Raw genomic sequence first — 13,681 nt, 5'->3', positions numbered from 1 at the left:
ATGTTCATGAAAAGTTTCGGTTCGGTTGCGCGCTTCCTTGCATTGGCCGCAAAAAGCGAACTTTTCACGGATGCGGAAGGGCCGAATCATCGCCAACAGCCAGCGTGCCCGCAATGAGCCAGAACCTGCGCCTGCCAGAGATCATGGCAATCGCCCGGCGCGAAGGCCGGGTGGGTGTGGAGCGGCTGGCCGCCCATTTCGGGGTAACGGTCCAGACCATCCGGCGTGATCTGGCGGCCCTGACCCAAGAGGGCAAGCTGGAGCGCGTGCATGGCGGGGCCGTGGTGCCGTCAGCCGTGGCGAATATCGGCTATGAGGAGCGCCGCGCTCTGAACGAAGGCGCCAAGGCCGCGATCGCCGCGCGCTGCGCGCAGGATATCCCCGACGGCAGCGCTGTGTTCCTGAACATCGGCACGACAACCGAGGCCGTGGCCCGCGCCCTGCTGCAGCATCGTGACATCATGGTGCTGACCAACAACATGAACGTCGCCAATATTCTGGTGGCCAACCCGGAGTGCGAGATCATCCTGGTCGGCGGGTTGCTGCGGCGCACCGATGGGGGGTTGGTAGGCACCATAACCACGCGGGCGATCCAGGAGTTCAAGTTCGATCTGGCGGTGATCAGTTGCTCCGCACTGGATGAGGATGGCGACCTGCTGGATTTCGACATTCAGGAAGTGGGGGTCAGCCAGACCATCATCGCACAGGCGCGGCAGAGCTATCTGGTGGCCGATTGCTCCAAATTCCGGCGCCGGGCGCCGGCAAGGATTGCTTCATTGCGCCAGCTCAGCCGCTTTTACACGGACAGTGCCCCCCCGCGCATGGTGCAGGAGCGATGCGCCCTCTGGGAGACCGCGGTGATCCTTGCGGGCGCCGACCCTGGGGCGGTATCGCGCTGAAGCGCGCGGGCGGTTTGCTTGCGCGCACCTGAAGGATGCGCCGCAGAGTGACGACGAGAGAGCGCCCAGCCGCCCACCCTGCGTGCTTGCGCCCGTTGGAGGGTCTTGTCCTCCGCGTGACCCGCATGGAGTGGTGGCGTGTCCGCCTGTCCGGGCACATCACACCAGGGCCAGCCGTTCGGTCCCGGCAGGATCGGGGAAGGGGCGGTAGAGGCCGAATTCGGCGCGGTCGATCATCTGGTGCATCTGGTCATAGCGTTTTTCGCTGTCATGCCCGGCCAGCCCCAGATAATGGAAGGCGGCATCCAGCTGGGCGAGTTCCGTCACCTCGATCTCCAGCAGGAAATCGGCGCAGCCGGGGCCGGCAAGGTTGAGCTTGCGCCGGAACAGTCGCCAGCTCTCAACGCAGCCTGCCTGTGCCAGATCGACCATCCATTGTTCCAGCGCATGGGCGAAGGCCAGCGGGTTGGCGTTCGGTTTCAGGTCAATCATGCAGTGATACAGATTCATCGCAGCCCTCCGTTTCCCCGCAGTATAGCCATCGGGGGTAAACGGAGGGTTGCGCCAGGCTCACGCCTCGGGCGTGGGATCACTTTCGGGGGCGTCTTCGTCACCGGTTTCGGCGATACGCGCCACCGAAACCACATGTTCCCCGTTCGATGTGTTGAACACCCGCACCCCACCGGCCGAGCGGGAGCGGAAAGAGATGCCATCGACCGGCACGCGGATGGACTGCCCGGTCGAGGTCGCCAGCATGATCTGGTCCGACGGATCCACCGGGAAACAGGCCACCAGCGGGCCGCCGCGCATGGCGCGGTCCATGGCCGCCACGCCCTGCCCGCCGCGCCCGCGCACCGGATAGCCATGGCTGGAGCTGAGCTTGCCCATGCCGCGGGTGGTGATGGTCAGGATCAGATCCTCGGCCGCGGACATCTCGGCGTAGCGTTCGGGGCTGAGCTGGCCGCCGGCGGCTTCCTCATCCTCGTCGCCGTCATCGTCGGTCACCCCGGCCATGACGCGGCGCATCTTCAGATAGGTTGCGCGCTCGTCCGGGTCGGCCTCGAAATGACGAATCACGGCCATGGAGACCACCCGGTCGCCCTTTGCCAGGCGGATGCCGCGCACCCCGGTGGAATCGCGGCCCTTGAAGACGCGCACATCAGTGCTGCGGAAACGGATGGCCCGGCCCAGCGCGGTGACCAGCATCACGTCATCATCCGCGCCGCAGATGCGCGCATTCACCAGGCTGACATCTTCCGGCAGCTTCATCGCAATCTTGCCGTTGCGCATGACATTGGTGAAATCCGACAGGGCGTTGCGCCGCACCGAACCGTCCGAGGTGGCAAAGACGATCTGCAGGTTGTCCCATTCATCCTCGGGGCGCTCCACCGGCATGATCGCGGCGATGCTGACACCGGCGGCGATGGGCAGGATGTTGACCATGGCCTTGCCGCGCGCGTTGCGCCCGCCCAGCGGCAGGCGCCAGGTTTTCAGCTTGTAGGCCATCCCGTCGGTGGTGAAGAACAGAAGCTGGGTATGGGTGTTGGCCACGAACAGCTGCGTGACGACATCATCATCCTTGGTGGCCATCCCGGCCAGCCCCTTGCCGCCGCGGCGCTGGGCGCGGAAATCGGCCAGCGGCGTGCGCTTGATATACCCGCCCGAGGTGATGGTGACGACCATCTCCTCACGCTCGATCAGGTCCTCATCCTCCATGTCACCGGCCCAGTCGGCGATCTCGGTCCGGCGGGGGACGGCGAAGGCGTCGCGGACCTCGCGCAGCTCATCTCCGATGATCTCCATGATCCGCGCGCGCGAGCGCAGGATATCCAGGTAATCCTTGATCTTTGCGGCCAGCTCTTCCAGCTCGTCCGTGACCTCCTTGACGCCCATGGCGGTCAGGCGCTGCAGGCGCAGGTCCAGAATGGCACGGGCCTGAATCTCGGACAGGTTATAGGTGCCGTCTTCGTTCACCGTGTGGCTGGGGTCGTCGATCAGGCGGATGTAATCGGCGATGTCAGCGGCGGGCCAGCGGCGCTCCATCAGGCGGGCGCGGGCCTCGGCCGGATCGGCACTGGAGCGGATGGTGGCGACGACCTCATCGACATTCGACACGGCGACGGCCAGACCGCAGAGCACATGGCTGCGTTCGCGCGCGCGGGCCAGGTCATAGGCGGTGCGGCGGGCCACGACCTCTTCGCGGAAACCGATGAACTTGGTGAGGAAATCGCGCAAGGTCAGCTGTTCCGGCCGCCCGCCGTTCAGCGCCAGCATGTTGCAGCCGAAGCTGGTCTGCATGGGCGTGAAGCGGAACAACTGGTTGAGCACCACATCCGGCGTGGCATCGCGCTTCAGCTCCACCACCACGCGCACGCCGACCCGGTCGGATTCATCCTGCACATGGGAAATCCCCTCGATCCGCTTGTCGCGCACGGCCTCGGCAATTTTCTCAACCATGGTGGATTTGTTCACCTGATAGGGAATTTCATCCACGATGATGGCGAAGCGGTCCTTGCGCAATTCCTCGATATGCGTGCGCGCGCGGATGATGACGGACCCGCGCCCCTCCAGATACGCCTTGCGCGCGCCCGAACGGCCCAGGATCAGCGCGCCGGTGGGGAAATCCGGGGCGGGAACGTATTCCATCAGATCCGAGCTGGTCAGGTCCGGGTTGTCGATCAGGGCCAGCGTGGCGTCCACAACCTCGCCCAGGTTATGCGGCGGGATATTGGTGGCCATGCCCACGGCGATCCCGCCCGCGCCATTGACCAGCATGTTGGGAAAGCGCGCGGGCAGGACGGTGGGTTCGCGGTCCTGACCGTCATAGTTGTCCTGAAAATCCACCGTATCCTTGCCGATATCGGCCAGCAGGGCGGCGGCGGGTTTGTCCATGCGCACCTCGGTGTAGCGCATGGCGGCGGGGTTATCGCCGTCCATCGAGCCGAAATTGCCCTGTCCGTCCAGCAGCTTCAGCGACATGGAGAACGGCTGCGCCATGCGCACCAGCGCGTCATAGACCGCCGAATCGCCATGGGGATGATACTTGCCGATCACATCGCCCACCACGCGGGCGGATTTGCGATAGGGCTTGTCATTGGTAAAGCCGTTCATGTGCATCGAATAAAGGATGCGCCGATGCACAGGTTTTAAGCCGTCGCGCAGATCGGGGATCGCCCGGCTGACGATCACGCTCATGGCGTAATCCAGATACGAGGCGCGCATTTCGTCTTCGATGGTTACCGTGGGCAGCCCCGCGCCGGGCGGGGTTTGTCCATTGTCTTCAGGGGTTTCGGGACCGTCGGTCACAGGCGCCTCATGGGTTTGGTACCGCTACAAGATATCGGTGCCCGCCTTATAGCCGAACCCGCATATGGGGTGCAATGATGCCCTGAACCGGATTCCGGCAGCCACCCGTGCAGAGTGCCAACACACTGTTTTCATTGAAAACTAATTTTTCTGCGGCATGATTTGAGGATGACTGATCGTTGAGGGTTGAACATGCAGGAAAATGCAACCGAACTGATGCTCAAGGGCTATGGGCTGACCACCGCCGAGTTTTTCTATCGCATGCCGGATTATCGCAATGTTCTCAACAGCTTCATCTGGCAGGAATACGATCTGGCGCCGGATCACCCGCGCCTGTTCGGCTTCATCGAGTTCTGGCAGGAAAAGATCGAAGGCCCGCTGCATTCGGTGCGCTTCACCCATCGCACGCTGATCGGCCCGTCCGAATGGCGTAATGTGGTGGGGGAGTTCACGCTGCACTGACGCGCCTGCGGCCGGGATGGCGTCTTGCACCGGGGCAATGGCGCCGCTAAACCGTGCGCGCCGGGGGCACCCGGCCATCGCATGATCAGCCGGAGGCCCCATGTCCCGCATCGACACCGAAACCGCGCGCAAGGTGGCGAAGCTTGCCCGCATCGCCGTGCCCGAGGACCAGTTGCCCGCCCTGGCGGGAGAGCTCTCGAACATTCTGACCTTCATGGAGCAGTTGGGCGAGGTCGATGTCGATGGCGTGGAGCCGATGACCTCGGTCACGCCCATGCGGCTGAAACGGCGCGATGATACCGTGACTGCCGGAAGCATGCCGGACCGGATCCTGTCCAACGCCCCCGACGCGCGCGAGGGGTTCTTTGCCGTGCCGAAGGTGGTGGAATGACCCAGCCGAATACCCTGACCATCGCCCAGGCGCGCGATGCGCTGCGCAAGGGCGAACTGACCGCGGTGGAGCTGACCGAGGCCTGCCTGAAGGCGATCGACGCCGCCGATGCGCTCAACGCCTTCGTCCACAAGACGCCCGAGCTGGCGCTGGAGCGCGCCCGCGCCGCCGATGCCCGCCTGGCCGCGGGCGCGGCGCCTTCGATGTGCGGCATCCCCGTCGGCATCAAGGACCTGTTCTGCACCGAAGGTGTCGCCAGCCAGGCCGCCAGCCATATCCTGAACGGCTTTCGCCCCGAATACGAATCCACCGTCAGCGCGCAGCTGCGCGATGCGGGCGCGGTCATGCTGGGCAAGCTGAACATGGATGAATTCGCCATGGGCTCCAGCAACGAGACCTCGACCTATGGCGATGCGGTCAACCCGTGGAAGGTTGATGACCGGCGGCTGACGCCCGGGGGGTCCTCGGGCGGGTCGGCGGCGGCGGTGGCGGCGGATCTGTGCCTGGGCGCAACGGGCACCGACACCGGCGGCTCCATCCGCCAGCCTGCGGCCTTTACCGGCACCGTGGGGATCAAGCCGACCTATGGGCGCTGCTCGCGCTGGGGGATCGTGGCCTTTGCCTCCAGCCTGGATCAGGCCGGACCGATGACCCGCACCGTGCGCGATGCGGCGATCATGCTGGAGGCCATGTGCGGCCATGACCCGATGGATTCCACCTCGGCCGATCTGCCCGTCCCGGATTTCGAGGCCGCGCTGGGCGCGGGCGTCAAAGGTCGCAAAATTGGCATTCCGCGTGAATATCGCATGGAAGGAATGCCTTCGGAGATCGAAAAATTGTGGGCGGACGGCGCCGACATGCTGCGCGATGCGGGCGCAGAGATCGTGGATATCTCGTTGCCGCATACGAAATACGCGCTGCCCACCTATTACGTGATCGCCCCGGCCGAGGCCTCCTCGAACCTCGCCCGCTATGACGGGGTGCGCTATGGCCACCGCGCCAAGCTGGCCCAGGGCGACGGCATCACCGAGATGTATGAAAAGACCCGCGCCGAGGGTTTTGGCCCGGAGGTCCAGCGCCGCGTGATGATTGGCACCTATGTGCTTTCGGCGGGGTTCTATGACGCCTATTACAACCGCGCGCGCAAGGTCCGCACGCTGATCAAGCGCGACTTCGACACGGTGTTCGCCGACGGCGTCGATGCCATCCTGACGCCCGCCACCCCCTCGGCCGCTTTTGGCCTGGGCGAGATGGTGGATGCCGACCCGGTGCAGATGTATCTCAATGATGTGTTCACCGTGACGGTGAACCTGGCCGGGCTGCCGGGGATCGCCGTGCCCGCCGGGCTGGACCGGCAGGGGCTGCCGCTGGGGCTGCAACTGATCGGTCGGCCCTGGGATGAGGCTGGCCTGTTGAATACCGCACAGGTGCTGGAGGAGGCCGCAGGCTTTGTTTCCAAACCTGCGAAATGGTGGTAACCTTTCGGCAAAACGCGGCAGTCGCAAAGATAGTCAGGGCAAGGCAGGCCATGCGCATGATCAGAACCGTCGCGGCATCCTTGATCGCCGTTACCGCGCTTGCGGCATGTGATCCGGAGCCACCCTATTCCAATGTGCAGGCCAATCCCGGCGGTGGGGTCGGGTTCAGTGATTACCGCGCCTATATGCGTGCGCAGGAGGAACTGTCGCGCATTCGTGCCGCACAGGCCCGTCAGGGCGCCACGGCGCAGAACCCCGTGATGCAGGTCAATCCGGGCCGTCCGCAGTCCGAAGCTGGTTCCGGCAGTATCGGGGCCGAAGCGGTGGCCGCCCTGCGCCCGGGCGCCGCGGCTGCGTCATCGCCGGTTCAGCAGCCCCCTGCCGCGCAGACCGCGCAGGCCTCCCCGCCGCAGGATGTGGGTGCCCCGCTCAGCGCGCTGGCCCCGCAGGATGCCGCGCCCGCCGCTCAGGAGGCCGGGGTCAGTTCACAGACCTTCACACCGCAGCCCTTCGGCACCGCGCGGCAGAACCGCGTGGTGCAGCGCGATCACGTCCCGCAGGTCCGGGTGGACAGCGTGCCCCAGGGCGAAGGCGGTCCCAATCTCTTCGCCTATGCCCTCTCCACCACCCACAATGTCGGGCAGGAGCGTTACACCCGGTCCAATCCGCTGCGCTGGCGGCGCTGGGAACGGGCCTGCGCGCAGTTCCGCACCCAGGATGAGGCACAGGAAGCGTTTCTGGCCGCTGGCGGCCCCGAGCGTGATCCCAATCACCTGGACCCCGATGGCGATGGCTTCGCCTGCTGGTGGGACCCGGCCCCGTTCCGCGAGGCCGCGCGCGCAGCGCGCCTTGGCCGTCCCTGATCCGCGAAGCGCCATGCCCGGCGTGATCTGGCATCCGTCGCCGAACCATGGGCCACGGCGTGACGGTTTGCAGCCGGAACTGGTGGTGCTGCATTTTACCGGCATGGCGGATACCGGCGCGGCGCTGGAGCGGCTGTGCGATCCCGCCGCCGAGGTGTCTGCGCATTACCTCATCTCCGGGTCCGGGCAGGTCTGGCATCTGGTGCAGGAATCGCGCCGCGCCTGGCATGCCGGGGCAGGCGGCTGGCAGGGGCGGGGCGATGTGAATTCGCGCTCTGTCGGGATCGAACTGTGCAATCCCGGTGACAGGCCCTTTGCCGCGCCGCAGATGCACGCGCTGGAAGCGCTGTTGCGCAGCGTCATGGCGCGCTGGAACATTCGGGCGAAAGGGGTGATCGGTCATTCCGACATGGCGCCAGAGCGCAAGTTCGACCCCGGCCCGCGTTTTGACTGGTGCCGCCTGGCCCGCCAGCAACTGGCAATCTGGCCTGACCCGCAGGCCGGGCAAGCGCCCGCGCCGCCATTGGTCCAGAGCCTGGACCGCATCGGCTACCCGCCCGCGCCCGCGCCGGACAGGCTGCGCGCCTTTCGCGCACGGTTCCGCCCTGCAGCCGCCCATTCGGGAAGGGATGAGGATGCGCAGGACCGCGCCATTGCTGCCAATGTGGCCGTGCTCTGAGCGGAGCGAAGCCGCGGAACTGCGGGAGGGGTCAACCCCGCCAGAACCGGGGCAGCAGCAGGACCAGCACGGCGATCAGCTCCAGCCGGCCCAGCAACATTCCCAGAATCATCAGCCACTTGGCCGCCTGGGGGAAGCCATCCACCGCGCCGGTGGCGCCGACCTCGGGGCCGAAGGCGGGGCCGATATTGCAGATCGCCGTCCAGGCGGCGGTCAGCGCGGTGCGGGTTTCCAGCCCGGTCAGGGTCAGCAGCACGGCCAGAGTGATGTATCCGGCGATGAATACCGTGAACAGCACCATGACCGAGCGGATGACATCATCCTCGACCACGCGGCCGCCCAGCCGGATCTGGACCACCCGGTTGGGATGGCGCAACTGGAAGAGGCGCGCGCGGATGGCCTCGAACAGAACCAGATATCGGAACACCTTGAGCGAGCAGCCGGTCGAGGCCGTGCACGCCCCGATGAACCCGACCACCAGCACCACCAGCAGCGGAAAATCGCCCCAGAGCGCCACATCCGCGGTGCCATAGCCGGTGCCGGTGAACAGCGAGACGACGTTGAAGAAGCTCTCGCGCAGGATGTCCCCCGGGGCCGCGTCCGAGGTGACCAGCCGATAGGCGACGACGGCCCCCACCGCATAGACCGTCCAGCGCAGAAAGGCGCGCACCTGAATGTCGCGGTAGATCGGCGTCAGGCTGCCATTGACCAGTTGCACGTAGCGGATGAAGGGCAGCCCGGCCAGCAGCATCAGCACCCCGCCAGCGTATTCCGCCCCCGTTCCGAACTTGCCAAAGGACTGGTCCGAGGTGGAAAACCCCCCCGTGGCAATGGTGGTCATGGCGTGGTTTGCAGCATCGAACCCGTTCATTCCCAGCGCCATGTAGACCACCCCAGCCACCGCGGTCAGCAGCAGATAGGTCTGCAACAGCGCGCTTGAGATATCGAGCGCGCGGGGCATGACCTTGCCCATGGTGTCAAAGGCCTCGGCCTTGAAATACTGCATGCCGCCCACGCGCATGACCGGCAGGAAGACAAGGGCCACGATGATGATCCCCAGCCCGCCCAGCCATTGCAGGATCGACCGCCACAGCAGCAGGCCGCGCGCCATCTCGTCCAGCCCGGTATAGACGGTGGTGCCGGTGGTGGTCACACCGGACATGGCTTCGAAAAACGCATGGGTCCAGCCGCCGGGCAGCCCGGCCAGATAGAAGGGCAGGGCGCCAAAGAGCGGCAGGATCGCCCAGGTGCCCACTGTCAGCAAGAAGGCCTGCCGCGTGGTCAACCCGCGCGGGTCGCTGTCGATGGTGGCCACGGCGCTCAGCGTGCCGCACAGCAAGGTGATGGCGGCGCAGCTGGCCATGATCTTCCAGGTGTCGTTGCCCAGGCTCCAGTCCAGCGCGGCTGGCATGAGCATCAACATGCCCAGCGCGGCGGTCAGGATACCCATGACATGGGCAACGGGGCGTATATCGATCATGGCAGACGCATCCGCGCTGGACCGGGCGCTGTCAAGCCTGCGCCGCGGGCGCGTGGGCGCGCAGGGTGCAGCGCGGCAGGATCCCGGCCGAGGCCTCGCCGGTGCAAAGCTGGCTGCCATCGGTCATCACGGCAGCGGCGGCGGCGGCGGTGCCGTGGCGCAGGGCGCGCGCCAGATCGCCGCTGCGTGCCAGTTCCAGGGCGAAACCGGCGGTGAAGCTGTCGCCCGCGCCGACCTTGCTGCGGACCTCGACCGGGGGCGGGCGGCAGTCCAGCCGCATATCGCGCGCCGCCAGGACCGACCCTTCGGCGCCGCGCGCCAGCACCACCACCTGCGCCACCCCGCGGTCCACCATGTCTGCCGCCAGTTTCAGGGATGCTTCGGTATCAGCCAGCGCACCACCGGCCAGCGTTTCGGACTCGGCCTGATCCATGCGCAGCACCATGGGCATGGCCTCGGGGTTCGGGGCTGTGACCAGCCGGGTCAGCGCCGCGCCCGAGGTATCGACCATCAGCCGCCCCGGACCCAGCGCCGCTGCCAGCCGATGCGGAAAATCCGCACCCACCCTGGGGGGCTGGCTGCCGCTCAGCACGACCGGCGCATCGGGCGGCGCTTCGGCGGCGGCCGCGGTGATGGTGTCGATGGCGCGGCTCTCCATGTCGGCGGTCCAGTCAGGGCCGGGCAGGACAAAGCGGAATTGCTGCCCCTGAGCATCGGTGACAGTCAGGCTCTGGCGGGTGTCGCCGGGCTGGTCAAGGGCGATGACCTTCACGCCGGCGCTCTCCAGCAGGGCGCGATGCTGCGCGCCCGTGGCGCCGCCCCAGGCCACCAGCGCGCAGCTCTCCCCCCCCAGCGCCCGGATCGCCCGGCTGACATTTACCCCGCCGCCGCCCGGCTCGGCCACCAGACCCTCCAGCCGCAGTTTGGGGCCGGGGGCCACGCGGTCGCAGCGGGCCGAAAGATCCAGCGCCGGGTTCAGCGTTACGGTCAGGATCTGCGGTGCATGGGGCATGGCGCGTTCCGGTGACGATGCAAAATCGCGCTACACTGTCACGCCCGGGCCGTCGAAGGCAAGCGCGGGCCTTTTCTTTCGCAGGGCGCGCGCGTATAGCCTGCCGCGGCAGCAACAGGAGCCCGGGACGATGCAAGGCAGCGCAAACCTCAACCTCATGATCAAGGCCGCGCGCAAGGCCGCCCGCGGGCTGGTCAAGGATTTCCGCGAGGTCGAGAATCTTCAGGTTTCGTCCAAGGCCGCCGGGGATTTTGTCACCCGCGCCGATATCGCCGCCGAACGGGTCATCCGCGAGGAACTGATGGGCGCGCGCCCCAGTTATGGCTGGCTGGCCGAGGAATCGGGCGAAACCCCGGGCGAGGATCCGACCCGGCGCTGGATCGTCGATCCGCTGGACGGGACCACGAATTTTGTCCACGGCCTGCCGCATTGGGCGATTTCCATCGCGCTGGAGCACAAGGGCCGGATCACCGCCGCCGTGGTGTTCGACCCCGCCAAGGATGAGCTGTTCTTTGCCGAGAAGGGCCTGGGCGCCTTCATGAATGACCGCCGGATGCGGGTGTCGGACCGGCACCGCATGCAGGAGTGCCTGTTTGCCACCGGTGTGCCCTTTGGCGCGCGGCGCACATTGCCCGCCATGCTGCATGATCTGGCCACGCTGATGCCGGGCAGTGCGGGGATGCGGCGCTGGGGCGCGGCCTCGCTGGATCTGGCCTATGTGGCGGCGGGACGGTTCGATGGCTTCTGGGAGCGCGAGTTGCACCCCTGGGACATTGCCGCGGGCATGCTGCTGGTGCAGGAGGCCGGGGGCATGGTCGAACCCCTGCGCGAGGGCGAGCCGCTGTTGGAGAAGGGCGCGCTGATCGCGGCGAATTCCCAGATCTTCGGCCCGCTTTCTGGCGCCTTGCGCAACCGGTCTGAAGCCTGAGCACGCCAGCGCCGATCAGCCCAGCATGATGAACATCACGCCCAGGCAGACCACGACCGAGGCAATGAGGCGCGGGCCAAGCGGGCGTTCCCCAAACCAGATCACCCCGATCAGCGCGGCAAAGATCACCGAGGTTTCACGCATCGCCGAAACCAGCCCCAGCGGCGCCACGGTCTTTGCCCAGAGCACCATGCCATAGGCCAGGGCGGAAATGACACCGCCCGCAAGTGCGATGACAACGGCCCGCCCGCCCACCGCGCGCAGCCTCTGACGGCGGGTGGTCAGCACCCAGACGGCGACAAATATCTCGCCCAGGAACAGCCAGCCGATATAGGCAAAGGCATTGCCCGAAACCCGAACGCCGATCCCGTCGGCCATGGAGTAGGCGGCAATGGTCAGCGCCGTCCCCACCGCCGCGGCCAGCCCCACGGCGGGCATCCGTGCCAGCTTGTCGGGCCGGGCCAGCAGGAATATGCCGCAGGAAATCGCCGCGATTCCCAGCCAGGCGGCGGTGCTGAGTGCTTCGGCCAGGATCAGCCATGAGGCGATGGCTATGATCATGGGCGTCAATCCGCGCGCGATGGGATAGACCACCGACAGGTCGCCGACCCGGTATGCGAGGTTCAGCAGGTAGTAATAGAACCAGTGAATGACCGTCGAGGCGATGATGAACGGCCAGGCGGCGGGATCGGGCAGGGGCAGGGCAATCACCAGCACCAGCCCGATAAGCACATGCCCCAGCGCGATCAGCCCAACCGCCACTGTGCCGTCGCCCGCGCCTTTTAGCAGCGCGTTCCACAGCGCATGCATCAGCGCCGCCAGCAGCACCAGTGACAGGACGCCGACGGTCATGGTTGGCGCTCCGGTGCCAGGCCGGGCTGGACCGCTGCCGGTTGCAAGTGGCCGGGCATCGCAAGGCTCCGTTGATTGACAGGATGCGGCACCTTGGCCGCTGGAGGATCAGAAGTAAAATTAACAGATGCGATACATGAATAAATTCAATCTATCCAGATGCACTCCGGCAATGCATGACATGCCCCGCTATGGCGAAAATGTGCCGGTTCCGTGATTCCCGGCCGGGATGGCTTGAAACACCGCTGCGGGCCGCGTATGTCGCCTCTGCAGACAACGGATGTAGTCACAGGCGGCGTTTTTGATGGCCAGAACCAACCCCCTTCAGTTCATGCAGCAGGTCCGCGCGGAAACCAGCAAGGTTGTCTGGCCCACGCGCCGTGAAACCCTGGTGACAACGGTCATGGTCTTTGCCCTGGCCACGCTGACGGCGATTTTCTTCTTTCTGGTGGATCTGTTGATCCGCACCGGGCTTTCGGGGCTTCTGGGCCTGTTCTGACCGGCCAGCCGGACGCAGGGGTTGAAAAACCCCCTTCGGCGCGATAACGCAACGCCAAGGTAGTCAGGCACGGCGCGCACCGATTCGGTGCGCTGTTTTGTTTGGGCTGCGTCCGCGCCGAAGGTCTGGCCCGGGCAGGGCCGCCCGAAACGGGGCCGATGAGCAGGGCGCGCAGGCGTCGGATGAAGTTGCCGGGGCACGGGCTGCACCGGATCAGACGGGGACATGACAGATGGCGAAACGCTGGTATTCGGTAAGCGTGCTGTCGAATTTCGAAAAGAAGGTCGCCGAGGCCATTCGCACCGCGGTCGAAGAGGGCGGGCTGCAGGACCAGATCGAAGAGGTGCTGGTCCCGACCGAGGAAGTGATCGAGGTGCGGCGTGGCAAGAAGGTGACCTCGGAGCGCCGTTTCATGCCCGGCTATGTGCTGGTGCGCATGGAGATGTCGCCCAAGGGCTATCACCTGATCAATTCGATCAACCGCGTCACCGGCTTTCTGGGCCAGCAGGGCAAGCCGATGCCCATGCGCGACGAAGAGGTGAACGCAATCCTGAACCGCGTGGAAGAGGGCGAGGCCGCGCCGCGCTCGCTCATCCGCTTCGAGATCGGAGAGCAGGTTCAGGTGGCCGATGGCCCGTTCGAAGGGTTTTCGGGCATGGTCGAAGAGGTGGACGAGGACAACAACCGCCTCAAGGTCATGGTGTCGATCTTTGGCCGGGCCACCCCGGTCGAGCTGGAATTCACCCAGGTGTCCAAGGGCAGCTGAGTGAGCCTTGTGGGAGGGGGAGGGGGCGCGCCCCTGAGCCCGGACCACATCAACCGCAATCGGCCC

At 66.1% G+C, this 13,681-nt stretch carries 14 protein-coding genes; 9 read left to right on the top strand and 5 right to left on the bottom strand.

Going from position 1 to position 13,681, the window contains the following annotated elements; genetic code table 11:
• Positions 1-113 precede the first annotated feature (113 nt).
• Positions 114-899: a DeoR/GlpR family DNA-binding transcription regulator gene (locus HUK65_RS12905; protein WP_179906686.1), complete on the top strand. Its 786-nt coding sequence runs from the start codon at positions 114-116 to the stop codon at positions 897-899.
• Between the two features lie 159 nt (positions 900-1,058).
• Here the strand turns inward: HUK65_RS12905 and HUK65_RS12900 are convergent, their stop codons facing one another.
• Both HUK65_RS12900 and gyrA read right to left on the bottom strand, forming a co-directional pair.
• Positions 1,059-1,409: a DUF6614 family protein gene (locus tag HUK65_RS12900; protein WP_179906685.1), complete on the bottom strand. Its 351-nt coding sequence runs from the start codon at positions 1,407-1,409 to the stop codon at positions 1,059-1,061.
• Positions 1,410-1,469: 60 nt separating this feature from the next.
• Entirely contained in the window at positions 1,470-4,205 is a 2,736-nt protein-coding gene (gene gyrA, locus HUK65_RS12895; protein WP_179906684.1) for a DNA gyrase subunit A, read from the bottom strand.
• A gap of 192 nt (positions 4,206-4,397) precedes the next feature.
• Between gyrA and HUK65_RS12890 the strand changes: the two genes are divergently transcribed.
• The 5 genes from HUK65_RS12890 to HUK65_RS12870 all read left to right on the top strand — a co-directional run bounded on the left by HUK65_RS12890 (position 4,398) and on the right by HUK65_RS12870 (position 8,078).
• Positions 4,398-4,667: an usg protein gene (locus HUK65_RS12890; RefSeq protein WP_179906683.1), complete on the top strand. Its 270-nt coding sequence runs from the start codon at positions 4,398-4,400 to the stop codon at positions 4,665-4,667.
• 100 nt (positions 4,668-4,767) lie between these two features.
• Positions 4,768-5,058 carry an Asp-tRNA(Asn)/Glu-tRNA(Gln) amidotransferase subunit GatC gene (gatC, locus tag HUK65_RS12885; RefSeq protein WP_179906682.1) on the top strand — a complete coding sequence of 97 codons (291 nt, stop codon included), beginning with the start codon at positions 4,768-4,770 and terminating at the stop codon, positions 5,056-5,058.
• Complete coding sequence (gene gatA / locus HUK65_RS12880) at positions 5,055-6,536, top strand: Asp-tRNA(Asn)/Glu-tRNA(Gln) amidotransferase subunit GatA (RefSeq protein ID WP_179906681.1); 1,482 nt, start codon at positions 5,055-5,057, stop codon at positions 6,534-6,536. The genes gatC and gatA overlap by 4 nt, the downstream gene beginning before the upstream one ends.
• 56 nt (positions 6,537-6,592) lie before the next feature.
• The gene (locus HUK65_RS12875; protein ID WP_179906680.1) at positions 6,593-7,399 is read left to right on the top strand and encodes an excalibur calcium-binding domain-containing protein; all 807 of its coding nucleotides are present in this window, start codon (positions 6,593-6,595) and stop codon (positions 7,397-7,399) included.
• A gap of 13 nt (positions 7,400-7,412) precedes the next feature.
• A complete protein-coding gene (locus tag HUK65_RS12870) occupies positions 7,413-8,078 on the top strand; it encodes an N-acetylmuramoyl-L-alanine amidase (protein ID WP_235442131.1) in 666 nt (221 codons plus the stop codon).
• A gap of 31 nt (positions 8,079-8,109) precedes the next feature.
• On the opposite strand, the gene HUK65_RS12865 is transcribed toward HUK65_RS12870, so the two are convergent.
• Both HUK65_RS12865 and HUK65_RS12860 read right to left on the bottom strand, forming a co-directional pair.
• A complete protein-coding gene (locus tag HUK65_RS12865; RefSeq protein WP_179906678.1) occupies positions 8,110-9,558 on the bottom strand; it encodes a TrkH family potassium uptake protein in 1,449 nt (482 codons plus the stop codon).
• A gap of 31 nt (positions 9,559-9,589) precedes the next feature.
• Positions 9,590-10,570, bottom strand: coding sequence for a 1-phosphofructokinase family hexose kinase (locus tag HUK65_RS12860; RefSeq protein WP_179906677.1), 981 nt, complete (start codon positions 10,568-10,570; stop codon positions 9,590-9,592).
• Between the two features lie 130 nt (positions 10,571-10,700).
• Between HUK65_RS12860 and HUK65_RS12855 the strand changes: the two genes are divergently transcribed.
• Positions 10,701-11,498 carry an inositol monophosphatase family protein gene (locus HUK65_RS12855; protein WP_179906676.1) on the top strand — a complete coding sequence of 266 codons (798 nt, stop codon included), beginning with the start codon at positions 10,701-10,703 and terminating at the stop codon, positions 11,496-11,498.
• A gap of 15 nt (positions 11,499-11,513) precedes the next feature.
• Here the strand turns inward: HUK65_RS12855 and HUK65_RS12850 are convergent, their stop codons facing one another.
• Positions 11,514-12,350 (bottom strand): EamA family transporter, encoded by an 837-nt coding sequence (locus HUK65_RS12850; protein ID WP_179906675.1) that lies wholly within the window; start codon positions 12,348-12,350, stop codon positions 11,514-11,516.
• A gap of 304 nt (positions 12,351-12,654) precedes the next feature.
• On the opposite strand from HUK65_RS12850, the gene secE reads away from it, so the two are divergent.
• Both secE and nusG read left to right on the top strand, forming a co-directional pair.
• Positions 12,655-12,849, top strand: a complete 195-nt coding sequence (secE, locus tag HUK65_RS12845; protein WP_179906674.1) for a preprotein translocase subunit SecE — start codon at positions 12,655-12,657, stop codon at positions 12,847-12,849.
• A gap of 232 nt (positions 12,850-13,081) precedes the next feature.
• The gene (gene nusG, locus HUK65_RS12840) at positions 13,082-13,615 is read left to right on the top strand and encodes a transcription termination/antitermination protein NusG (RefSeq protein ID WP_179906673.1); all 534 of its coding nucleotides are present in this window, start codon (positions 13,082-13,084) and stop codon (positions 13,613-13,615) included.
• Positions 13,616-13,681: the final 66 nt, after the last annotated feature.

The organism is Rhabdonatronobacter sediminivivens (assembly GCF_013415485.1).
Taxonomy (GTDB): Bacteria; Pseudomonadota; Alphaproteobacteria; order Rhodobacterales; family Rhodobacteraceae; genus Rhabdonatronobacter; species Rhabdonatronobacter sediminivivens.
This window is presented reverse-complemented; position numbering and strand designations above follow the sequence as displayed.